Annotated in this window: 18 protein-coding genes; 4 read left to right on the top strand and 14 right to left on the bottom strand. The window is 61.5% G+C overall.

Annotated elements, in window-relative coordinates:
* Window positions 1–4: 4 nt before the first annotated feature.
* Complete coding sequence (locus QZR30_RS18500; protein WP_311903862.1) at window positions 5–5143, bottom strand: dermonecrotic toxin domain-containing protein; 5139 nt, start codon at window positions 5141–5143, stop codon at window positions 5–7.
* Between the two features lie 172 nt (window positions 5144–5315).
* On the opposite strand from QZR30_RS18500, the gene QZR30_RS18505 reads away from it, so the two are divergent.
* On the top strand, window positions 5316–6350 hold the full coding sequence (locus tag QZR30_RS18505; RefSeq protein ID WP_311903864.1) for an Ldh family oxidoreductase: 1035 nt from the start codon (window positions 5316–5318) through the stop codon (window positions 6348–6350).
* 41 nt (window positions 6351–6391) lie between these two features.
* Here the strand turns inward: QZR30_RS18505 and QZR30_RS18510 are convergent, their stop codons facing one another.
* The gene (locus QZR30_RS18510) at window positions 6392–6712 is read right to left on the bottom strand and encodes a DUF883 family protein (protein ID WP_311903865.1); all 321 of its coding nucleotides are present in this window, start codon (window positions 6710–6712) and stop codon (window positions 6392–6394) included.
* A 164-nt stretch (window positions 6713–6876) separates the two neighbouring features.
* Between QZR30_RS18510 and QZR30_RS18515 the strand changes: the two genes are divergently transcribed.
* A complete protein-coding gene (locus QZR30_RS18515; protein WP_003190904.1) occupies window positions 6877–7131 on the top strand; it encodes a hypothetical protein in 255 nt (84 codons plus the stop codon).
* On the opposite strand, the gene QZR30_RS18520 is transcribed toward QZR30_RS18515, so the two are convergent.
* A complete protein-coding gene (locus tag QZR30_RS18520) occupies window positions 7103–8023 on the bottom strand; it encodes a LysR family transcriptional regulator (RefSeq protein WP_056845825.1) in 921 nt (306 codons plus the stop codon). The two genes, QZR30_RS18515 and QZR30_RS18520, sit on opposite strands and share 29 nt — an antisense overlap.
* 90 nt (window positions 8024–8113) lie before the next feature.
* Here QZR30_RS18520 and QZR30_RS18525 point away from each other — a divergent pair, with 90 nt between their 5' ends.
* Window positions 8114–9040 (top strand): carbon-nitrogen hydrolase family protein, encoded by a 927-nt coding sequence (locus tag QZR30_RS18525; RefSeq protein ID WP_068967075.1) that lies wholly within the window; start codon window positions 8114–8116, stop codon window positions 9038–9040.
* A gap of 166 nt (window positions 9041–9206) precedes the next feature.
* Here the strand turns inward: QZR30_RS18525 and QZR30_RS18530 are convergent, their stop codons facing one another.
* Together QZR30_RS18530 and QZR30_RS18535 are read right to left on the bottom strand one after the other, a co-directional pair.
* Window positions 9207–9668: an LEA type 2 family protein gene (locus QZR30_RS18530; RefSeq protein WP_046067920.1), complete on the bottom strand. Its 462-nt coding sequence runs from the start codon at window positions 9666–9668 to the stop codon at window positions 9207–9209.
* 13 nt (window positions 9669–9681) lie between these two features.
* Complete coding sequence (locus tag QZR30_RS18535; RefSeq protein ID WP_043050714.1) at window positions 9682–11112, bottom strand: nucleobase:cation symporter-2 family protein; 1431 nt, start codon at window positions 11110–11112, stop codon at window positions 9682–9684.
* A 233-nt stretch (window positions 11113–11345) separates the two neighbouring features.
* Between QZR30_RS18535 and QZR30_RS18540 the strand changes: the two genes are divergently transcribed.
* Window positions 11346–12971, top strand: a complete 1626-nt coding sequence (locus QZR30_RS18540) for a methyl-accepting chemotaxis protein (protein WP_046067921.1) — start codon at window positions 11346–11348, stop codon at window positions 12969–12971.
* Between the two features lie 51 nt (window positions 12972–13022).
* Here the strand turns inward: QZR30_RS18540 and QZR30_RS18545 are convergent, their stop codons facing one another.
* The 9 genes from QZR30_RS18545 to QZR30_RS18585 form a co-directional block, all read right to left on the bottom strand.
* Window positions 13023–14000: a 2-hydroxyacid dehydrogenase gene (locus tag QZR30_RS18545; RefSeq protein ID WP_046067922.1), complete on the bottom strand. Its 978-nt coding sequence runs from the start codon at window positions 13998–14000 to the stop codon at window positions 13023–13025.
* Window positions 13997–15289: an MFS transporter gene (locus tag QZR30_RS18550; RefSeq protein WP_046067923.1), complete on the bottom strand. Its 1293-nt coding sequence runs from the start codon at window positions 15287–15289 to the stop codon at window positions 13997–13999. Before QZR30_RS18550 ends, QZR30_RS18545 begins: the two co-directional genes overlap by 4 nt.
* Before the next feature lie 45 nt (window positions 15290–15334).
* Entirely contained in the window at window positions 15335–16276 is a 942-nt protein-coding gene (locus tag QZR30_RS18555; protein ID WP_043050718.1) for a sugar kinase, read from the bottom strand.
* On the bottom strand, window positions 16269–17051 hold the full coding sequence (locus QZR30_RS18560; RefSeq protein WP_046067924.1) for a sugar phosphate isomerase/epimerase family protein: 783 nt from the start codon (window positions 17049–17051) through the stop codon (window positions 16269–16271). The genes QZR30_RS18555 and QZR30_RS18560 overlap by 8 nt, the downstream gene beginning before the upstream one ends.
* A gap of 79 nt (window positions 17052–17130) precedes the next feature.
* On the bottom strand, window positions 17131–18195 hold the full coding sequence (locus QZR30_RS18565; RefSeq protein ID WP_274358430.1) for a LacI family DNA-binding transcriptional regulator: 1065 nt from the start codon (window positions 18193–18195) through the stop codon (window positions 17131–17133).
* 108 nt (window positions 18196–18303) lie between these two features.
* A complete protein-coding gene (locus tag QZR30_RS18570) occupies window positions 18304–18903 on the bottom strand; it encodes a LysE family translocator (protein WP_056845828.1) in 600 nt (199 codons plus the stop codon).
* Between the two features lie 55 nt (window positions 18904–18958).
* Window positions 18959–19798: an AraC family transcriptional regulator gene (locus QZR30_RS18575; RefSeq protein ID WP_046067927.1), complete on the bottom strand. Its 840-nt coding sequence runs from the start codon at window positions 19796–19798 to the stop codon at window positions 18959–18961.
* A gap of 74 nt (window positions 19799–19872) precedes the next feature.
* The gene (locus QZR30_RS18580) at window positions 19873–20514 is read right to left on the bottom strand and encodes a DUF1345 domain-containing protein (RefSeq protein WP_046067928.1); all 642 of its coding nucleotides are present in this window, start codon (window positions 20512–20514) and stop codon (window positions 19873–19875) included.
* Window positions 20515–20652: 138 nt separating this feature from the next.
* Window positions 20653–23751, bottom strand: coding sequence for an efflux RND transporter permease subunit (locus QZR30_RS18585; protein ID WP_311903870.1), 3099 nt, complete (start codon window positions 23749–23751; stop codon window positions 20653–20655).
* Window positions 23752–23753 lie beyond the last annotated feature (2 nt).

The raw sequence follows: 23753 nt of genomic DNA on the forward strand, positions 1-23753 counted from the left end.
CTGCTCAGGCCCCCACATCAAGCATACGCCCCAGATGCGTTATCAGGTAAGTGACTGAGTCTGCGTTGGATAGAATCACGTCAATGCGCTTGTCAACGTTGCTCATAAAGATTTGCCTGGCTTCAATCAGGTTCTTGGCACCGGTGGTGCTCAGGACTTTGCGCTTGAGGTAGTGGGTGGTAGTGAAAAAACCGTAGTCCTCCCAGGTATTCGAAACATCATCCCACGTCTTGAACAATACGCTGGCCGGCGTCAATGTGGACAAGGCAGTGGTTTGCAAATCATCCTGGCGGGTCTTCACCGCCTGGGCGCCAGGCTTGGCGGTGTCGATCAGGTCGCGAAACGGCTCTAAGCTGCGCAGGTAGGCAATATCTGCTGTCTCGAACCTCAGGTGGGTCAGTTCATGGATCAGGGTAGCGGCCCTGGCGTGGGCCGACATGTCGAAGGGAACGCTCAACCTGTCCAGGTAATCCGACATGTTCGGATCAAAGAATCGCTCGAATAAATACACTTTGCGTTCGCTGTCAGTGACCAGCACCATGGCGTATTCACTGGTAGGATCCACCAGGCTGGCGCCGCTGACGAAACGCATCGAGTCAGCGCTGATCAACGTGGGGTCACTCAACTCGTCCAATATTCCGTCGACGATGTGCTCGATTTTCCTGACCTGGTCTGGGCTCAGGTTGAGGGTGCCGAACAGGTCGCACAAGAACAGGCCGACCCGGCTGTCTGGCGTGAGCAGGTTTGCAAAGTGCTGGATGTTGCGCTTGCAGTTAACGGCATAGTAGGTCGCCACATTCAGCGCTTCGTCGATGGCCTGGGCTTTCCAGCTGGACACTGCGGCAATCGCCCTGATACCCCGCGCTTCAATATTGATATCGTGCCGTTCGGCCCGCAGCACTTTGTGGCGCGTCCAGGCTTGACCGAAGCGCGGCTTGTGTATGGCCAGGTCCACCACCCATCTCCCCTCAGCGTTGCGGCCGACGTAAGGGCCTTGCTGATCGTCGCCGCCCAGGCGCCAGTGGTCCTTGGTTTTCTTCAGCGGATACACCTTGCCGCCCAGTGGCACATAGTCTTTGGCGCTGGTCTTGTCCTTGTAGACATGGGAGGCGGTGTTCAGCTCAAGGTCCTGCAGGTCGATGTCGTGTTCCTCGAACTGTTGCAACCGCGTACGTGAGGTGGCGGTGAGGTCCAAGGTGGCCAGGGTGGTGGCCGTGGGCAGTGTGCCCTCCGGCAGGTCGACGACCTCTGCCTCATCGGGCGGCGGGGTTTCGCTGCCGTCGAGTTCACTGTACAGCGAGGCCATTTGCACCACGGCCAGGATGAAGTCCTTCATTGCGGCTTTCCACTGGTGCAGTTGCAACGCTTCCATCGAGCGCTTGACCAGCTTGTAGCTGCGCCAGACCACCAGCGGATAGGCGAGTTTGCCCGCCATGAAGTACACCGCCGTGGGAATCCCCTTGCCGAGTAGGTCGACGACCTTGTCCCAGAGCAGCTTGGTGCCTTTTTTGAACTGGCAGGCGAGCATCTTGAGCAGGATCAGCGTGTTTTCACTGAACAGGTAATGCAGCAGGTTACCCATGACCGGAGCCGAGGCAAGGTGGACTTCCGATGGGCGATGATGATTGTCCTGCCACAAGCCACGGTAAATGGCCTGGTGCGGATCCTCCAGGTGCTGGAGGGCCCAGTCCTGCAGCTCGCCCGGGCGCTCCAGTTCATCCAGCAACGCTTGTTCGCTGGCGTATTGCTTGAGCACATGGTGCTCGCTGTAGGGGGCATACAGCACCACAGGGCCGGCCTCTTTGCTGGGCGCGCTGATCAGGTACATGCCCAGTACCTTGGCGGCAGTGGCGCCTGCGGTCGCCACCAATTCCACGGGCCGGATCAGCGCAGACGCGCCCTCCAGCGCCGCGCGCGCCAGGCCGTCGGGCATGTCGAACACTTGCTGGACCAGGCCCATGGCCTCGCTCGAGAGGCGTTCTTGAAGATGTTGCTCGTGGGCATATTGCAACACCTGCCAAGGCAATTGCCGGCAGAACCGACGCCGGCGTGCACGGGCTGCCTCGGTGTTGGTGCCCAGCGCAGTTTGCAGGTGCTTCTGGTAGATCGATTTCAAGTCCAACTGCCGCACCATCTGGATCACCGCATTGGCATCCAGGGTAGGGGGCAAGGGCTCGGCGCTACGTGAGCGCGGGCGAATAATCTGGCTGTTCAGGTCCGGCCAGTGGCGCAAGGCAAAATCGGTCAGGCTGTAGTCGTGGATATCCAGGGCCTGGTGTACGGGAATCAGCACGTTATCAGGGCTGATGGTCTGCTTGGGAAAGCGTGCCTGGAGCAGCTCCAGCAGCGCGGAAAAGGTATGCTCGCGGATGGTCGTAATGCCATGCAGGTAGTCTTCTTCCTCGGGGGCGCTGTTGTGATATTGCTCCAGCAGTTCGGCGTGGTGGATCTGCTCCGCGGCTGGCGCCATTGCCAGCCAGACGGGCAGGGCCTGCTGGTTGACCATGGCCTCGGCCAACGCCTGGGCCCGCCCCAGGTTGGTTGGGGCAGGCGTCTGCAGGACCGCATCCAGGCGGTCCTGCACGGCGCGCGCGGGCAGGTCCATTGCCAACAGATGATCCACCGCGTCCATGACGCAGTTGCCGTAAGTTTTCAGACGATCATCCAGCAGGTTCTCGTCAATACGTTGCAGTGGCCCCAGGCGATACTGCCGATGAGGCACGCGTTGGGAAAACGGCAGGTTCTCCAGCAGCGAGAGGCGTTTGATCGGATGCTCCAGGCGCTTGGTGAGGGCCTGGAGCAGGGCCGGGACCGAGGCAAATACCTCATGGCCGCGCCGGGGCGTCCATAGAGTCGCCTGGCCCGAGCGCCTGGGGTCAAGGCCGCCACGCTCGGTGATTACAAACAGGTTGGCCAACGGCAGCAGCGTATCGTACGTGCCCTGTTGCAAGGTCAGTGCGTAGGCATCCGGGAGGAAACCGTTGATCCCATGGCGGGTCAGGCGCACCAGGCTGTCGGTGCGCAACACCGTATCCAGAATGGCATGGGGAGCGGTCGGCAGGGTTTTCCCCAGCAGCCGTAGTTCAGCCTCGCTGCGCAGGCCCAGCAGCATCGAGTGCGCATGTTTATCGCGGGTGTTTTCCAGGAACAGACGCGGGAGTTCACGCAGATCATGGCCGGCAAACACGTTCAGCACCTGTTCGATGATGGCGTTAAAGCTTTTGAGGCTTATGTTATTGAGCTGTTGGGCCACACCCTGGTCGCGCTTTGTGTAGAAACCCGTCCTGGATGACACCGGCAGCGGTCTGCTTTCCTGGGCCAGGCGCTGGATGAAGTGTTCAACCATGCTCAGGGACGAAAGCGCCGGACGCTCCTCGCGCTGCTGGGCGCGGGAGGCGTAGGTGTTGATGTGGACCTCATCGGCCTTGAGGTCCAGTTGGTGCTTTTGCAGTTGCATGTCCAGCGCCACGACTGCCATGCCGCGCAGTGTCGGGTGCTTAGCGAGCTCAATGCTTAACCCCTCCTGGGCAGCTTGCAGGCGGCGCAGATGCAACTTGGCGCGCTCGGCCAGGACCGTGGAGGGGCGGCCATTACCGCTGGTCACAGGATGGACCGTCCAGCGCCCGTTGGTTTCCAGGTCGACCAGCCGATGGTCGAGCATGGTGCGGATGTCCAACGCGTAATCGAGCAAGGCGTCCAGGTCCACCTGGCCGGCGCTTGCGCGATAGAGGCCCAGGGCGTGGTTCATGTTACTGATCTGCTTGGCGGCAATGTCTTCGATCATGCTGGTAAACACATGCCCCGTGACGGGGCGCGCAGCAATGTTTATCTGGTCCAGGCCGATGAAGATGTTGCGTTCGTCCAGGGACAGGAAATTAAGCAGCTCATCTTCGTGTCCGGCGGCCTTGAGCATGCTCAACAGTGTGTCCTTGAGGTCATCCAGGTCTTGGAGTACCTGCAGGCCACGGGATTGGGTGTACAGATAGGCGTGGTTTTCGTGCAGCATCAGGGTGCTGGCCAATTCCACGTAGTGCTGGTAGGGCGCATAGATACGCACTTTTTCCACGCTCAGGTTGGCGGCGTAGGCGCTGCGAGCGGCCTGGTCGTCTAGGAACATGGCCTGGAGCATATGGCTATCGGTGGAGCTAAGGATGCCGGCCTGGCGCTTGAGCAGTATATCGAGGCGAAATTTGTCGGCCATGACTTGCGCAAACAGTTCCAGGCGCGAGGTGCCACCGTCGATGTCCTCGTTCCAGTAGGTTTGCAGCAGGCTATCGAGCAGTTTGGACAGCGTACCGGAGGTTTGTTCGACGAGGCGCTCCCAGTGTTCCCGGTCTTGTTGCAACTGGGTCGGGGTGAAGTCGGTGGTGACATGCTTTGGGTTGAAGAATTCGCGGGTTTGCCCTGTAGGCCAGGCGTGTTTCACGTAGAACAGCAGGAGCGCTTCCCGTAGCGGCAGCGGGTCGATCCAGCGCCGGTCGGCATCCGTCGGGCTTTGCATAAAGCAATTGACCCGCGTATCCCGTTGATCCAAGCCGGGGAAATACGGATGGGCCATGATGCCGAGCAGGGTGTCGAGCATACCGGACAGGGTCGGGGTTTTCTGCAACTGAGCCAGGATGGCGTGTACGTTGGCCTGCTGGCAGGCCTGCAGGGTTTGTTCCTGGTCCGCCATGACGGCACCTTCGACCAGTAGGGTTGTCAGCGTCATGGCCGTGCCCACCGGCAGGCTGTTGCGCTGGGCGATCGACAGGAAACTGAGCAATTCGACGCGCTGAACCGGGTCGGCCAGTGCCTGGCTGACCTCGGCGAGCAGCGTGGCATGACTGTCAAAGACTTGGATACCGCCGTAGGGGGTATACAGCAGGGCCTTGCTACCGTCCGGGCTGGGGCTCATCAGGAACACACCGGCCAGTGGGATCACGGCTTTGCCCGCTACCGTGAGCAACAGCTTTTCGACACGCATGGCGGGGCTTTGGAGGCGACTATCCTGACGGCTGGCAGCGCTGGCGTAATACACGCCATGCAGCCATTCCAGGTCCTTGACCGTAAGCCCCAGGGCGCGCTCGCGCTCGCTCAGTGTCGAACGATTGACGGGTTGCAAAAATTCGTCGAAAAAATACGGTGGGGTGACGCGAGTCATGGCCTGGCTCCAGCGTGAATACGGAAACGCAGGGTAGTCAGGCCCTTGTACCGGGCGGGGGTAACTATTGAGCCAAGCGGCAAGTTGACAGTGAGCGCTGTGCGTGGTGTTTAATCGACGATCTGGATTTGTCCATTCGTTGCCCCTTCCAATCATAAAAACGGACCTTCAAATGTCTGCACAGTCTCCGACAGTCGCCACGGCTTCGACCTCGATCCCGTTCACCGAGCTGGTGACCTTGCTGCAACAGGTATTTGTTCGGCATGGCACGTCGCCCGAGGTGGCTTTGGTGCTCGCGCACAATTGCGCCAGCGCCGAACGCGATGGCGCCCATAGCCATGGGGTGTTCCGTATTCCCGGGTATGTCTCGACGCTCGGCAGTGGCTGGGTCAGCGGCAAGGCAGTGCCGGTGGTCGAGGATGTCGCCTCCGGGTTTGTACGCGTGGATGCCAACAACGGCTTCGCCCAACCGGCCCTGGCGGCGGCGCGCAGCCTGTTGGTGGAGAAGGCCCGCAGTGCCGGGATCGCCTTGCTGGCGATTCGCAATTCCCACCATTTCGCCGCACTGTGGCCAGACGTGGAGCCCTTTGCCGAAGAAGGCCTGGTGGCCCTGAGCGTGGTCAACAGCATGACCTGCGTGGTGCCCCACGGCGCGGATCGGCCGCTGTTCGGCACCAACCCCATTGCATTTGCCGCACCCCGCGCCGATGGTCCGCCGATTGTATTTGACCTGGCCACCAGCGCCATTGCCCATGGCGATGTGCAGATTGCCGCACGCAAGGGCGAGCGCTTGCCCCTGGGCACCGGGGTCGACAGCCTGGGCCAGCCGACCCAGGATCCCAAGGCCATCCTTGAGGGCGGCGCGTTGTTGCCGTTTGGAGGGCACAAGGGCTCGGCACTGTCGATGATGGTTGAACTGTTGGCGGCAGCCCTGACTGGCGGCAATTTTTCCTTTGAGTTTGATTGGTCCAACCACCCTGGCGCCCGCACACCCTGGACCGGCCAGTTGCTGATCGTGATTGATCCGGCCAAAACGGCAGGGCAGGGCTTCGCCGAGCGCAGCCAGGAACTGGTGCGGCAGATGCATGCGGCAGGGTTGAGGAGGTTGCCGGGGGATCGGCGGCATCGCACGCGGGCGAAATCGTTGCAGGAGGGAATCGTGTTGGAGGTGGAGGTATTGCAGCAATTGCGCGAGCTGGCGAGTTGAAACAATGGCGTGGCAGCGGTGGGCCGCTGCCACGCCATGGGTCAGTTGCGGCGACCCAGCAACAGGCCAATCACCAGGCCGAAACCGGCGGAAATCGCCACGGTCTGCCATGGGTGTCCACCGATATAGGTCTCGGTGGCATCGACCACCGGTTTGCTGCGTTCACGCACGCTGGACAGCGAGTCCAGGGCTTGCTTGAGCTTGATGGCGACCTGCTCGCGCAGGGTTTCACCTTCTTCGCCCACCAGGGATGCGCTGTTCTTGAGCAGTTTGTCCGACTCCTCGATCAGCGCGGTCAATTCGCTGAAAGCTTGGTCCTTGATTTGTTCTTCGGCAGCTTGGGCGGCGGTTTTGCGGGCCATTGGGGTGACTCCTTGCAGGTGAATGTGACAGTGAACAATGGAGTGTCGGGCAGCGGCAAAAGTTGCAGTTATTTTCCCGGGCGTTCATCTGCGGCAAAATCCGGATCGGGAACTTTAGACCTACAGTGTAAGATGTCACCTATTTGTGCAGCAGGTAACTTAACATGAGCTTCAATCTCGCCAACAAGACCCTCGCCGAACGCGCCGAGCTGGAAGATGAAAAGTCCCGCCTCTATGACCTGTGGCAAACCAACCTGGGCAAGGCCAAGGGCGAAGCCGCGCGGTTGTTCGGCGAGCGCGCCAAGCGCAAGGGCAAGTGGGCCGAATGGGTGCGTGCCGAACTGGACGGCATGTCGCCGCCGGAGTTTTCCAACATGGTGCGCAGTGAGGTCAACAAGCTGATGGCGGCGGCGAAGTAAAGCACGCCACAACCGCCTCGCGCACCTTGAGCAACAGCGGATCAAGCTGGGTCTGGGTGCGCCAACCCAGCTCCACCGGGTAACGCGGCAGCGCCAACGGGCAGGGCAACACCTGCAGGCCGGTCATCTGCGCGATGGCCTGGGCCGCGTGCCCGGGAATCGTCGCCACTGCCGCGCTGCCTTTGAGCAGGTACGGCAGCGCGGCGAAGTGGCTGGTGGACGCGCACACCTGACGTCTCAAGCCCTGCGCCGCCAAGCCTTCGTCGGTAATGCCGATAAAGCCGCCCGACGACACCAGCACATGCTCCCGTGCGACGAACTCCTCAAGGTCGATACGTTGCTGGCCGGGCGCCAGGCTGGACGGGTCTACCAGGCAGCGATAATCGCCTTCCCCCAGTACCTGTCGACTCAACCTGCGCTCGGCAAAACCGCCGGCGGTGACAGCCAGGTCCAGGTTGCGGTCAAGCAGGGCGCCAGCGACGATCTGGCTGTGGGTCTGGCGAAAGATTACCCGCAGTTTTGGCAGGCGCTGAGCGATGGCGTCCATCAGTCGACGGCCGTAGGCAATCTCGAAGTCGTCGGACAGCCCCAGGACCACCGAGCGCCCCTCGTAGTGCAGGTTATCCGGGTTGATCATCGCCAGGCTCTGCCGACAGCGATCCAGTGCCTCGCTGATCACCGGTTTCAACTGATTGGCGCGCAATGTCGGCGCCAGGCCGCGGCCGGTGCGGATGAACAATGGGTCGCCATACACCTCGCGCAAACGCCGCAAGCCGGCACTGATCGCCGATTGCGTCACCCCCAGGCGCAACGCTGCGCGGCTGGCGCTGGACTCGTCGTGCAGGGCTTCGAAGGTTTTCAGCAGGTTAAGGTCAACCTGGGCGATATTCATTTGGCTCATATCATTTAGCACTGGAGTGGGCTTTATTCATGATCGAGCCTGGCCGGAGAATGGGCAACCCCCACTTTCGGAGTGATTCTGATGCCTGTTTCTATCGTCGCTGCCTTGCAAATCGGTTCCTTGCCCAGTGGCAAGGCTGACACCCTTGCGCAGATCCTGACTTTTGAAGATGAGATTTTGCACAGTGGCGCGCAATTGGTGGTCATGCCCGAGGCGTTGCTGGGCGGCTACCCCAAGGGCGAAAGCTTCGGTACACAGTTGGGCTATCGCCTGCCCCAAGGGCGTGAAGCGTTTGCGCGGTATTTTGCCAATGCCATCGACGTGCCGGGCGTGGAGACCGAGGCGCTGGCCGGGTTGTCGGCGCGTACCGGTGCCAGCCTGGTGCTCGGGGTGATTGAGCGCAGTGGCAGTACGCTGTATTGCACTGTGCTGTACTTCGAACCCTCAAGTGGTCTGGTCGCCAAGCACCGCAAGTTGATGCCGACCGGTACCGAACGGCTGATCTGGGGCAAAGGCGATGGCTCGACGCTGCCGGTGATCGACGCTGCAGTTGGACGTATCGGCGGGGCGGTGTGCTGGGAAAACATGATGCCGCTGCTGCGTACCGCGATGTACGCCAAAGGGGTGGAGGTGTGGTGTGCGCCCACGGTGGACGAGCGCGAAATGTGGCAGGTGAGCATGCGCCATGTCGCCCATGAAGGGCGCTGTTTTGTCGTGAGTGCTTGCCAGGTGCAGGCATCGCCAGAGGCGTTGGGTGTCGAGGTTGCCAACTGGCCCGCAGATCGCCCGTTGATTGCCGGCGGCAGCGTGATTGTCGGGCCCATGGGTGACATTCTGGCCGGGCCGATGCTGGGAGAGGCGGGGTTGTTGACGGCGCAGATCAATACCGATGACTTGGTGCGGGCACGCTACGATTATGACGTGGCGGGGCACTACGCCCGGCCGGATATTTTTGAACTGACCGTAGACGAGCGCGCCCAGCCCGGCGTTCGCTTCATCACTGACTGAACCGGGTCAAACCAAAGCTTTTGTAGGAGCGAGCTTGCTCGCGAAAAACCCATAGGCGCCGCGTTTGTTCAGGAAACACGCGTTATCGTTGACGTTTTTCGCGAGCAAGCTCGCTCCTACAGTTGATCTTCAGCATTTCGCGGATTTGGATCAGATCTTTCTCGCATCACCAGGTGGCGGTATTGGGCAAATCCAGGGTGCCACGCTCTACAAAGCGCATGGTGCCGAACAACCCGCCCGCCAGTTTGCCACGCAGCACGTAGGGCAGGTTATTCAGGCTTTGGGTCTGGCTCAGGCCCAGGGTCTGACGCAACACCGAAAACGCCGAAACACTGACCGGCACCATCATCACCGTCTCGGAGAAACGTGGGATGCTGCCGGCCTGGTCACTCACGCCTGAGGCCAACGGTCGGCCATTGACTTCCAGGTCCAGGGCCACGCCGTTGTAGTCGATCGCGGTTTCATTGGGGTTCTGCACCCGCAGCTTCACCGCGAAGCGCACTTCCAGGTCCTGGCTTTGCAGCGGCTCGATGCCCACTACGTTGATGTTGACCGGGTCACGGTTGGGGAACAGCGCGCAGGCGCTCAAGGTCAGCAGCAACAGCGATAGAACCATGAGCTTGCGCATATGAAAGGTGCTCCTATTGTTTCGTGACGTCGGGGTCTTGCATGACCTTGAGGGTAGAAGACTCCGGATCGAATTCATCTTCTTCCAGCTCTATGAACTCTTCGGGCAGGAAAATGTTCAGCAGGATTGCACAGAACGCACCCACGGTGATGGGCGACTCGAAGATGTTGTGCAGCGCCTTGGGCAGGTCGCGCAGTACTTCCGGTACGGCGGCAACGCCCAGGCCCATGCCCAGGGAGATTGCCACGATCAGCACATTGCGCCGATGCAGGCCGGCTTCGGCGAGGATCTTGATCCCGGCCACGGCCACGGTGCCGAACATGATCAGGGTGGCGCCGCCCAGCACCGGCTTGGGCATCAGTTGCAGCACCGCGCCGATCATCGGGAACAGCCCCAGCAGCACCAGCAGGCCGGCAATAAAATAGGCGACGTAGCGGCTGGCCACGCCGGTCAATTGGATCACGCCATTGTTCTGGGCGAAGGTCACCATCGGCAAGCTGTTAAAAGTAGCAGCCATCGCCGAGTTGAGGCCGTCGGCCAGCAGGCCGGACTTGATGCGCTTGATATACAGCGGGCCCTTGACCGGTTGTTGGGAAATCATCGAATTGGCAGTCAGGTCACCGGCGGCTTCCAGGGGCGAAATCAGGAAGATCACCGCCACCGGGATAAACGCCACCCAGTCGAACGAGAAACCATACTTGAACGGCACCGGCACGCTGATCAACGGCACCTGGGGCAGGGCGGCCATGTCGACCCGGCCCAGCCACCACGCGACGAAGAAACCCAGGCTCAGGCCGATCACGATCGAACCCAGGCGCAGGAACGGGTTGCTGAACCGGTTGAGAACCACGATGGTCAGCAGCACCAGCGCCGCCAGGCCCATATTGCCCGCGGCGCCGAGGTCGCCGGCGCCATAGCCACCGGCCATGTCGGTGACTGCCACCTTGATCAGCGACAGGCCCATCAGGGTAATGATGGTTCCGGTGACCACCGGGGTGATCAGCTTGCGCAGCTTGCCGATGAATTGGCTTAGCACTACCTCGATAAACGCGGCGAAAAAGCAGATACCAAAGATCGTCGACAGGATTTCATCGGTGCCGCCGCCCCGGGCCTTGACCATGAAGCCGGCGCTGAGAATCACGCTGATGAACGAAAAACTGGTGCCTTGCAGGCACAACAGGCCCGAGCCCACCGGCCCGAATGTACGCGCCTGCACGAAGGTGCCGAGCCCCGAGACGAACAGCGCCATGCTCACTAGGTACGGCACCTCGCTTTCCAGGCCGAGTACGCCGCCGACGATCAGGGTCGGGGTGATGATGCCGACGAAACTGGCCAAGACGTGCTGCAGGGCGGCAAATATCGCGGCGGTGAAGTGCGGGCGGTCTTCCAGGCCATAGATCAGGTCGGATTTATAGCGCGGGCGGGGGGCTTGAGCGTCAGACAAAATGATGGCTCGGGTCGGAAAATGGAGGCGAAGAATGCCAGAAACCGCCAGCCGTCAGAAGTGTAAAAAAATATTAATAAAGACCCTGCGCAAAACCCCGGCCCCGGCCGATAGTAAATATAGGCCCACATTAAAACCACAACAGTGGTGACCAAGGTCTGGCCAGTGCGTTGACGCTGACGGATCGTTTCGCGGCAGGGATGCTCGCAAACACTACTTCTGAGAGCAGCCCTATGTCCCTTCGTCATCTGAATATCGCCCCTCGAGCGTTTCTCGGTTTCGCCTTCATTGCAGTGTTGGTGGTCATCCTGGGGGTGTTTGCGGTCAACCGCATGACGCAGATCCGGCAGTCTTCCGTGGACATGAGCGCAACCCAGCTGCCCAGCGTGACGTCCCTGGGCAACATCACTGAAAACGTACTGCGCATGCGCATCCTGTCGTTCCGGGTGTTGGTCAATCGCGAACCGGCTGCCCTGCAGGAAGCCGAAACCCGCATCGGCGTACTGACCGACAAGGTCAAGGCTGCCCAGGCCCATTACGTCCAGTTGCCGATGGGCGAGCAAGAGGCAGTGTTGTACAAGACCTTCAGCGTGACGCTGGATAACTACTTGAAGGCCCAGGCCGACATGCTGGTGCTGTCCAAGCAAGGCAAGGTCGATGAAATGCGTACGCTGATCAACAGTCGCATCAAGGACGGCACCGACCAGATGGGCGAGCAGTTGAACAAGCTGATCGCCCTCAACGCCGCCGATGCGAAGACCGCTGACGCGGCGGCTGGGCAAAGTTATGAGGGCGCAATCACCGGCGTGGTGGCGGTGTCGGTGGTGGCCGCATTGCTCACGGTGCTGTTGGCCTGGCTGCTGACCCGCAGCATCGTCACGCCATTGCGCAAAGCCGTGGAAGTTGCCGAGACCATCGCCGCCGGCAACCTCAGCAAAACCTTCGCGGACGATGGCAAGGATGAACCTGCGCGCTTGCTCAGTGCCTTGTCGAGCATGCAGGCCAACCTGCGCCAGACCATCCAGCATATCGCCGGCTCGGCCACGCAGCTGGCGTCAGCGGCGGAAGAGTTGAGCGCTGTCACCGAGGAAGCCTCCCGCGGCCTGCAGCAACAGAACAATGAGATCGACCAGGCCGCCACGGCGGTTAACGAGATGACCGCAGCGGTAGAAGAAGTGGCGCGTAATGCTGTCTCCACCTCCGAGGCCTCCGGGCAGTCCAACCAGGCGGCGCGCGATGGCCGCGACCGCGTGATGGACACCGTCGGCGCGATCCAGACCATGACCCAGGATGTGCAAAACACCGCCGTGATGATCGAAGGCCTGGCGACTCAAGGTCGGGATATCGGCAAGGTCCTCGACGTGATCCGGGCGATTGCCGAGCAGACCAACCTGTTGGCGCTCAACGCCGCGATTGAAGCCGCCCGCGCCGGTGAGGCCGGGCGTGGCTTTGCGGTGGTTGCCGATGAAGTGCGGGCCCTGGCCCATCGCACCGCGCAGTCGACCCAGGAAATCGAGAAGATGGTCGCCGGCATCCAGAACGGCACCGGTGAAGCTGTGCAGTCCATGCAGCAAAGCAATCAACGTACCCAAGCCACCCTGGAAATGGCCCGTGCTGCCGGCGTGGCCCTGGAGCAGATCACCCAGTCCATCAGCCTGATCAACGAACGCAACCTGGTGATTGCCAGCGCGTCGGAAGAACAGGCCCAGGTCTCCCGCGAGGTGGACCGCAACTTGGTCAACATCCGCGACCTGGCCACCCAGTCGGCGGCGGGCGCCAACCAGACCAGCGCAGCCAGCCATGAGCTGTCGAGGTTGGCGGTGGATTTGAATGGGATGGTGGCGCGGTTTGTAATCTGACCTGATTTGAAACGCGGTCGAATGTGGGAGTGGGCTCCCTCCCACATGGGTTCACTGTTTCCAGACAGCCGCGTTCACCAGGTTTTGTGGCCGCTCACCCGACAAGGCCTGCAGCAGATTATCCACCGCACACTTGGCCATCGCCTCGCGCGTTTCATGGGTGGCCGAGCCGATATGCGGCGTCGCCACCACGTTGTTCAAGCGCAGCAACGGCGAGTCGTGGCTGAGCGGTTCTTTCTCGAACACATCCAACCCCGCCGCCCGGATGGTGCGTTGCTGCAACGCTTCGACCAGCGCAGCCTCGTTCACCACCTTGCCGCGTGAAATATTGATAAAGATCGTCTCCGGCCCCATCACTGCGAACTCTTCGGCGCCGATCAGCTTCTCGGTTTCGGCGGTCAACGGCAGGGTCAGGCAGACAAAATCCGCCTCTTTGAGCAAGTCCTGGAGGCTTCGGTACTGCGCGCCAAAGCGCGCCTCCACCGCAGGCTTTGGCGAATGGCTGTGGTAGATCACCGGCATGCCGAAGCCAAAATGCCCACGCTGGGCCAAGGCTTCGCCGATGCGGCCCATGCCGATGATGCCCAGCGTCTTGCCATGCACATCGCTGCCAAAATGCGCCGGGCCGATGTTCTTGTTCCACTGGCCGGCACGCACCATGTCGGCCAACTCGACCACACGCCGGGCGGTCGCCAGGATCAGCGCAAAGCCGGTGTCGGCGGTGGTTTCGGTGAGCACATCCGGGGTGTTGCTGAGCAGGATGCCGCGTTGGGTCAGGTAATCGATGTCGTAGTTGTCGACCCCGACCGAAACGCTGGCCACTGCTTCCAGCTTGGGTGCCAGGTCGAGCAACTGGGCGTCCAGGCGCAGGCTTGCACCCAACAGGCCATGGGCGCCGGGCAGCGCATCGCGCAGTTTGGCCAGGCCGGTCTCATCCAGTGCATCGATCAGCGTGACCTCGGCCTGCTCATGCAGGCGAGCCATCAGCGGCGCGGAGAGTTTCTTGTACAACACAACGGACTTTTTCATGAGGTTTTTACCTTCAACTCCAGGGTTGGCGCCGGCGAGCGGTCACTGGCGCCGGGCTTGAGGAAAATCGTCAGCACCACCGACAGCAGCAGCGCGCCGCTCATCAACAGGTACGAAGCGCCGGGCGAACCGGTGCTGCTGTTGAGGTAGCCCACCAGATACGAGCCGCCGAACGAGCCCAGCGCGCCCATGCTGTTGATCAGCGCCATGGCGCCACCGGCGACGTTGGCCGGCAGGATTTCCGGGACGATGGCGAAGAACGGGCCGTAGGGTGCATACATGCATGCCCCGGCGATCACCAGCAGGGTGTAGGACCACCAGAAATGTTCAGCGCCCAATACGTAGGACGCGTAGAAAGCGATGGACGCGATCAGCAACGGTGGCCACACAAAACGCTTACGCTTTTGCAGCTTGTCCGAGCCCCAGGACACCACGAGCATGCCGATCACCGCCGCCAGGTAAGGCAGCGCCGAGAGCCAGCCGGCTTCGACCATGTCCATCTGCAAGCCGGCCTTGAGGATCGATGGCAGCCACAACACGAAGCCATACACGCCGATGCTCCAGCAGAAGAATTGCAGGGCGAGGATGATCACCTTGGGTGAACGGAAGGCCTCGGCGTAGTTCTTCACCGCCTTGATCCCCACCTGTTCGGCGGCGAGGGCGGTTTCCAGGTCTTTTTTATGCTGTTCACTGAGCCACTTGGCATCGGCGGGTTTTTCATCCGCCAGTTTCCACCAGATAAACGCCCACAATACCGCCGGCAGGCCCTCGATGATAAACATCCAGCGCCAGCTGAAATGCTGCACCAGGTAGCCCGAAACCACCGACATCCACAGCATGGTCACCGGGTTGCCGAGGATCAGGAAGGTATTGGCCCGCGAGCGTTCGGCACGGGTGAACCAGTGGCACAGGTACACCAGCATCGCCGGCATCACCGCCGCTTCGACTACCCCGAGCATGAAGCGGATGGCGATCAGCATATAGGCGTTAGACACTACACCGGTCAGGGTCGCCAGGCCGCCCCAGAGGATCAGGCTGACGAAGATCAGTTTCTTGACGCTGCGCTTCTGCGCATAGATCGCCCCGGGTACCTGGAAGAAAAAGTAGCCAAGAAAAAACAGTGCACCGAGCAGCGAGGACATGCCCGGCGTGATCATCAGGTCTTCGGCCATCCCGGAGGCGGCGGCAAAGCCGTAGTTGGCGCGGTCCAGGTAGGCCAGGCTGTAGGTGATAAAAACGATGGGCATGATGTACCACCAGCGGCGGGTGGCGAGTTTCACGGTTTCCATGGGGTTGCTCCTGAGCTTGTTGTAGTTGTGGCAACAGGTAATGGGTCAAGCAACGGATCGTGTGGGCAGTTCGCTGCGGCTGGGCAAGCCTTCCATATCGCCACGACTCTGCACGGCGCGGCTGCCGATCCAGTTACCGCGCTGCACCGCCTCGGGGAAGCTTGAGTTTTCCAGCAGGGCGCTGATCATGCCCACGGCAAAACCATCGCCGGCGCCGACGGTGTCCACCACTGCTTCCACCTTGACGGCAGCGACAAAGCCCTGGTCCATGTGGGTGCGGTAATAGGCGCCGTCGGGGCCGAGCTTGATCGCCACGGCTTCGGCGCCCTGATCGAGGTAGAACGCGGCGATGTCGGCCGGGTCGTCGAAGCCGGTGAGCAGGCGACCCTCACTCAGACCGGGCAATACCCAGTCGGCCAGGCCGGCGAGGGCGTTGATGTCGCGGATCATCTGCGCCTGGCTGGCCCACAGGGAGGGGCGCAAGTTCGGGTCGAACGACACACTGCGTCCGGCCTTGCGCATCTGCGTCATCAGCTCGAAGGACAGTTCACGGGTGGCATCCGACAATGCCGGTGGAATCCCGGTGGCGTGCAGATGACGGGCTTGAAGCAGTGCGGGGCTGATATCGGCGATGGACAAATGACTGGCCGCCGAGCCTCTGCGGAAGTACTCCACCTGGGGATCTGCGCCCGCTTCTTCACGGGACTTGAGTTGAAAACCGGTGGGGTGCAGTGGATCGACTGCTACATGACGGCAATCGAGCCCCTCCTTGCTCAGCGTCTCGACCACAAAACGCCCGAGAGAGTCGTTACCCACCCGGCTCAGCCAGGCGACGTTGAACCCCAGGCGCGACAAACCAATGGCGACATTGCTGTCGGCACCGGCAATACGCTTGTGGAACTGCCCGACCTGGGCCAGGTCGCCGGTCTGCTCAGCGACAAACATCGCCATGGTTTCACCAAACGACAGGATATCGATCTCAGACATGGGCATTCTCCACACGGGGTTGGCCAAGGTGGGCGAGGGTGGCGACCTGCTGCGCGGTGACCTCGATCAAGTCATCGCCCTGCAACGGAAATTCCACCGCCCGGGTAATACCTTGAGTCATGTGCTTGAGCAGTTGTTCCCACAGATGCAGGTCGGTGGCGCCGGGCGGCAAGGCCACCAGCTTGCCGTCCGGGCGACGGGCCACGGCCTTGCAGTGCAGGTAATCCACATGCCGTCCCAGCAGGCGTGCGGCGGTGAGCGCGGATTGGTCCTGCCACTGCCAGTTGCCGATATCGAAAGTCATCTTCACCGGCAGGCCCAGGCGTTCGACTTCGGTGAAAAACCGCTGCATCGGTTCGATGCGCCCACCGTGCAGGGTCTGGTCGTTTTCCACCAGCAGCTTGACCGGGTGGCGATTGAGCAGGGCGTGCAGGCTTTCCAGATCGTTGGTGTCGGTGAAGTAGCCGAGGGAGACTTTCAGCCAGCCCGACCCGAACGCCTGGGCGCGGTCCAGGGTTGCGGCGAGTTCGGCATTCGGCTGGGCCCGGCCGGCGACCCAGAGTTCCAGGGGCGACGAAAACACGCTGTTCAGGCCTTGCTCGGCGGCGGCCTGGGCCAAAGTGGCGGGATGTTCGTTGGTCAGCAGCTCTTCACGCCATTCGATGCGTTGGGCGCCGGCTGCGCTGAGCAGCGCGACAAAACTCAATTGGCCCTGCTGGCGCACAAGCTCGGCGCCGTAGCTGGAAAGGCTGATGGAGACGGGGTATTTATGCATTGTTGTTTACCTCTGAAACCGGTTTCATTTTCATACGCAGAACAAATGTGGGAGGGGGCTTGCTCCCGATAGCAGTGGGTCAGCTAAAGATAGCTGACGGACATACCGCCATCGGGAGCAAGCCCCCTCCCACAGGGCGTTGTGTGGAGCCGCGAACAATCAGCTCGGGCAAGAAATCCAGGGTGCGGGCTGGTGCCGTGTCGCCGCGCAGGCGCTTGAGCAAGCAGTCGAAAGCGCTGGCGCCAATCGCTTGCGTCGGCTGGGCGAGGGCGGTGATGCCGTTGCCCACCAGCGGGTACCAGTCCAGGTCATCCAGGGCGATCAGGCCGACATCGCTGAACAGCTCGCAGCCTAATGCCTTGAGCCCACGTGTGCAGGCCAGCGCAGCAACACCGTTGGCGCAAAAAAGCGCCTTGGGGCCGGGCTTGGCCAAAAAGGTCTGCAGGCGGCTTTCCAGTTCGTCATCCAACTCAACCACGGCACCGGTCAAGCCTGGGCGCCTGGCAATCTCGGCCTTGAAACTCTCCAGGCGCTCCAAACGTGAGCTGGTGCCATCGGTGGTCTCGCTCACCAGCAGCACATCGCGGTAGCCCTGCTGTTCAAGATGTTCCACCGCGATACGTACCGCCGCCGGGTTATCCAGGCCCACCAGGTCGCTGTGCAAGGGTTCGACCTTGCGGTCGACCAGCACCAGGGGCATTTCCCGTTGCAGTTCCAGCAGTTGGTCGAGGTGGTGGCCGAGGGTGTTCACGATAAGCCCTTCGATGTTGTACGAGCGCAGCGCCGCCAAGTGCTGGCGCTCCTGTTCGTCATCGCGGTCGGTGTTGCACACCACCAGGCTGTAGCCGTGCTGGCGGCAGGCGGTTTCGACGCCGTGCATCACGGCAATGGAATAGGGGTTGCGGATATCGGCTACCAGCATACCGATCAGGCGCGTACGCCCACGCTTGAGGCCGCGGGCCATCTGGTTGGGGCGATAGCCGAGTTCGTCGATAGCCTGTTCGATACGCAGGGCGATGGCATTGGAGAGCAGGGCACGGTCATCGCCGATGAAGCGCGAGACGCTGGCCTTGGACACGCCAGCGCGCTCGGCGACGTCGAGCATGGTCACGCGGCTACGCTGGGCAGCGGAAAAGTTGTTCACGGCCATTGACCTTCTGTTCTTATTGGAATGACTGAAACCGGTTTCAGGAAACCATTAAAGTAGGAAAGTCGTCAAGAAATTGTAGGACGTGACCGGATGACCGGGTGTTCAGCGAAACACGCTCACCCAGGTTGCAGCTAGCAGCACCAGCGCCATCGCGCGATTGAACCATTGCATGGCTTGGGCCGACCGCAGTATCCGGGCTGAACCCGAGCCCAGCAGTGCCCACAGACCCAGGCAGGGAAGTGAAATCAGAAAAAACACCAAAGACAGGTACATCACCTGGCTCTCGCGTTGCGCGCCAGTACCCGCAAATACGCTCACCACTGCCAGCGCCATCACCCAGGTCTTAGGGTTGACCAATTGCAGCGCCGCGGCACCGGACAGGCCCAAGGGTTCCTGCCTGGCATCGGCCTGGATGGCTTGAGCCGGGGCGCTGAAGATTCGCCAGGCCAGGACACTCAGCCAGGCTACGCCGACCCATTGCATCGCGGTTTGCACCTTGGGCATTTGCACCAGCGACTGGCCGATCCCGCAGCCCACCAGCAGCACGATCCCCGCAGCTCCCGCGCAGGCACCGAAAATGATCGGCAGCGCAGCCTTGAAACCGTAACGGGCGCTGTTGCTCAGCACCAGGATATTGGTGGGCCCGGGGGTAATGGAGGCGACGAATGCAAACAGCATGAAAGGGAACAAGGTGGACTGCATGGCGGGGAGACTCCGATGAACCAATCGATGGAGTCGAGCTTCACAAACCCACGCGCTACCTGTCTGGAAGATTTGAGCAACGCTTGCGATAGGCCGCCGGGGTCAGGCCGTAGGCGCGCATAAACCAGCGGCCCAGGTGGCTCTGGTCGGCGAAGCCAAGCAGAGTGGCCACTTGCGCTGGCGGCTCGCCTTTAGCCAACAAGTGCCGGGCACGCGCCAGGCGCAGTTGCACCAGATAAGCGTGGGGCGCCAAGCCGAAGGCGCTCTTGAAGGCACGGGTCAGGCGAAAGCGGTCGACGTTGCAGGCCCGCGCCAGTTCATCCATACCCACGTCGTGATGCAGATGTGCATGCAGATATTCCCGGGCTTTGTGGGCCACCTGTGGCAGACGCGGGTCTGGGTGATAACGAGTGCGCCAGTAAAGTTGGCCGGTGATGAGCTCCAGCAACTGGTCCATCGCACGCTGGCGCACGATGCGCAATTCGCTGCTGTGCAGCGACTGGAACGCTTGACTGGTGGCCAACGCCAGGCGTGAGTCGCAGATCAAGGTATTGGCAAAGCTCAACTGGCTGTTGGCAGGCGCCTCTTCAAATACCGCACTCACTTCCCGCGCCAGCCATTGCGGGTCGAGGTAGAGCATGTGATAGGTGAAGCCATCTACGGTTGGTGCGTCGCCGTCATGCAACTCGCCGGGCTCCAGTAGGAACACCTGGCCGGGTACACTGTTATGGCGGGTGCGGCGGCAATTGAACTGCTGCACGCCTTGTTCGGTGACGCCGATCAGGTAGCTATCGTGCCAATGGGGGTCGTAGGCGTGGCCTTCGAAATGCGCACGCAACGTCTCGATGCCGGTGTCGGCGTCCTGGGATAGGTCGATCCAATTGTGCGCGGCCATAAACCACCGAGATGGAAAAGTTAAGCGTATTCATGCTCGGCGGTTGTGTGAGCGTCTAGAAGGTTTGTGCAGCCCTAGCCGAACAGCCCGGCGGCGATGTTGATCGAAAACCCCAGGATGGCGGTATTGAATAGAAACCCGATCAACGACTGCCCCAGCACCACCTTGCGCAGGCCACGGGTAGCGACGCCGACATCCGAGGTTTGCACCGCCACACCGATGGTGAAGGAAAAATACAAGAAGTCCCAGTAGTTAGGGGTGAGCAAGCCTTCGGCAAAGCGCAGCGCCGGTTCCTTGCCCGGCCAAGTGTAATAGAGCCTGGCGTAGTGCACGCTGAAAATCACCCCGATCAGCAGCCATGAGCCGATCACCGTCAGCCCTGTAAAGCCGTAGTGCAGCAGGCGCTCGGAGGTGGCCAGGTCCTTGCTGCCGACCAGTTCGAAGGTAATGGTCGCCAGGCTGGCGATGGCGGCGATGCACACCATGAACAGCACCAGGCCGGCGTTCTCGTCCTCGATTTCGGCGATGCGCTTGACATCTTCGGCCTTGGCGCGAATGGTCAGCCATAGCATCAATACCAGGTAGGTCCAGACTCCGGCGTTCCAGCCGATCAGGATTTTGCTGGCGAGAGTGTCGGCCGGTACCAGAATGCCCACGACAAGGCCCAGTACGGCGGCGGATGAGAGGCGAGGGTGGGTGCGGGCGAGGAAGGGCATGGTTGGTCACAGCTGGCGATAGTTGAGCAGACTGTACCTGATCCTGTGGGAGGGGGCTTGCTCCCGATGGCAGTGTATCAGTGCCAAATATGCTGACTGATACACCGCCATCGGGAGCAAGCCCCCTCCCACATTGGATTAATCTTTGTTGTGTCGCTTGCGCACCAGCTTCATCACCACCACAAAAAACACCGGCACAAACACCACCGCCAAGGTCGCCGTGATCATCCCGCCAATCACACCGGTACCAATCGCCTGCTGGCTGGCCGAACTGGCCCCGGTGGCAATCGCCAGCGGCACCACGCCGAGGATAAACGCCAGCGAGGTCATGATGATTGGTCGCAGTCGCAACCGTGCAGCCTTCAGGGTGGCGTCGATCAAGTCCTCGCCCTGGTCATACAGGTCCTTGGCGAACTCGATGATCAGGATCGCGTTTTTCGCCGACAGGCCGATGATGGTGATCAGGCCGACCTTGAAGAACACATCGTTAGGCATGCCACGCAGGGACACAGCCAGGACTGCGCCAAGCACGCCCAGGGGCACCACCAGCAACACCGAAGTCGGGATCGACCAGCTTTCGTACAAGGCAGCCAGGCACAGGAACACGATCAGCAACGACAGCACCAGCAGCAACGGTGCCTGGGAGCCGGACAGGCGTTCCTGCAAGGACAAGCCGGTCCATTCCTGGCCCAGGCCCGCAGGCAACTGGCTGACCAGGCGCTGGATTTCCTCCATGGCCTCGCCGGTGCTGTGCCCCGGCGCCGCTTCACCGCTGATGGCGATGGCCGGGTAGCCGTTGTAACGGGTCAACTGTGTCGGGCCCTGGGTCCACTTGGCTTCGACAAAGGCCGACAGCGGCACCATCTTGCCGGCGTTGTTGCGCACGTTGATCTTCATCAGGTCGGCAACCTGGCTGCGCTGGTCGCCTTCGGCTTGCACCACCACGCGCTGCATGCGGCCCTGGTTGGGGAAGTCATTGATATACGCCGAACCAATTGCCGAGGAGAGCACATTGCCGACGTCGGCAAAGGAAACGCCCAAGGCATTGGCCTGCTTGCGGTCGACTTCCAGCTGCACTTGCGGCGCTTCGGCCAGGGCACTTTCGCGCACGTTGGCCAGGATCGGGCTTTTCGCCGCCGCGTCCAGCAATTCGGTACGTGCGGCCATCAACCCGGCATGGCCGACGCCGCCGCGGTCCTGCAAGCGGAACTCGAACCCGCTGGAGGTGCCAAGGCCATCCACCGGTGGTGGCAGGATCGCATAGGCAATCGCATCCTTGAGTTCGCTGAAGGCCATGTTGGCGCGGTCTGCAATCGACGCTGCCGAGTCATCGCTGCCGCGCTGTGACCAGTCCTTGAGCGTGGTAAACGCCAGCGCCGCGTTCTGCCCGGCGCCGGAGAAACTGAAGCCCATGATCATGGTGGTATCACCCACCCCTGGCTCCTCGGCGTTGTGCGCCTCGATCTGCTCGGCCACCTGCACCGTGCGGTTCTTGCTGGCGCCCGGCGGCAGCTGGATATCGGTGATGGTGTAGCCCTGGTCTTCCACCGGCAGGAACGAGGAGGGCAAGCGGCTGAACAACAGCCCCATACCCACCAGCAATACCAGGTAGATCAGCAGGTAGCGGCCGCTGCGCTTGAGGGCGTACGCCACCCAGCCTTCATAGCGGTTGGTGAGTTGGTCAAAGCGCTTGTTGAACCAGCCGAAGAAACCGCCCTTGGCATGGTGCTCGCCCTGGGCAATCGGCTTGAGCAAGGTGGCGCACAGGGCCGGGGTCAAGGTCAGGGCGAGGAACGCCGAGAACAGGATCGAGGTGGCCATCGACAGCGAGAACTGCTGGTAGATGACCCCCACGGAACCCGGCATGAACGCCATCGGCAGGAACACCGCCACCAGCACAAGGGTGATACCGATGATGGCCCCGGTGATCTGGCCCATGGCTTTTTTCGTCGCGTCCTTGGGCGACAGGCCCTCGGTGGCCATGATGCGCTCGACGTTTTCCACCACCACGATGGCATCGTCCACCAGGATGCCGATGGCCAGCACCATGCCGAACATGGTCAGTACGTTGATCGAGAAACCCAGCAACAGCATGGTGGCAAAGGTGCCCATCAGCGCAATCGGCACCACCAGGGTAGGGATCAAGGTGTAACGCACGTTCTGCAGGAACAGAAACATCACCGCAAACACCAACGCCATGGCCTCAAGCAAGGTGTAGACCACCTTGGTGATCGAGACCTTGACGAACGGCGAGGTGTCGTAGGGGATCTTGTATTCCACATTGGCCGGGAAATAGCGCGACAGTTCGTCCATCTTTGCCCGCACCAGGGTTGCGGTGCTCAGCGCGTTGGCGCCCGGCGACAATTGCACGCTGACGGCGGTGGAGGGCTTGCCGTTCAGGCGAGTAGAGAACTGGTATTCCTGGCTGCCGACTTCGACCCGCGCCACATCACCGATGCGTACGGTAGAGCCGTCGGGGTTGGCCTTGAGCACGATGTCGGCAAACTCCGCAGGGGTCGACAATTGGCCCTTGACCAGGATCGCCGCGGTGATTTCCTGAGTATTGGTGCCCGGCAAGTCACCGATGCTGCCCGCCGAGACCTGGGCGTTCTGCGCGCTGATCGCCGCGTTGACATCGGCCGGCGTGAGGTTGAAACCGATCAGCTTCTGCGGGTCGATCCAGATGCGCATGGCGCGTTCGGCGCCATACAGCTGGGCCTTGCCGACGCCGTCCAGGCGCTTGAGTTCGTTCATCACGTTGCGCGCCAGGTAATCGCTGAGCGCCACGTCATCGAGCTTGCCGTCGTTGGAGGTCAAGGTCACCAGCAGCAGGAAGCCGGCGGAGACTTTTTCCACCTGCAAGCCTTGTTGGGTCACGGCTTGCGGCAGTCGCGGCTCGACCACCTTGAGGCGGTTCTGCACATCCACTTGGGCCATTTCCGGGTCGGTGCCCGGCTGGAAGGTCGCGGTGATCGTCGCCGAACCCAGGCTGCTCTGGGATTCGAAATACAGCAGGTGATCGGCACCGTTGAGCTCCTGCTCGATCAGGCTGACCACGCTTTCATCCAGGGTCTGGGCCGAAGCACCTGGGTACACCGCGTAGATTTCCACCTTCGGTGGCGCGACGTTGGGGTACTGGGCTACCGGCAGCTGCGGGATCGCCAGGAAGCCAGCCAGCAGGATAAACAGGGCCACCACCCAGGCAAAAATCGGGCGGTCAATAAAGAACTGTGGCATGA

The sequence above is a fragment of the Pseudomonas sp. rhizo25 genome, from assembly GCF_031931935.1.
In the GTDB taxonomy this organism is placed as follows: domain Bacteria; phylum Pseudomonadota; class Gammaproteobacteria; order Pseudomonadales; family Pseudomonadaceae; genus Aquipseudomonas; species Aquipseudomonas synxantha.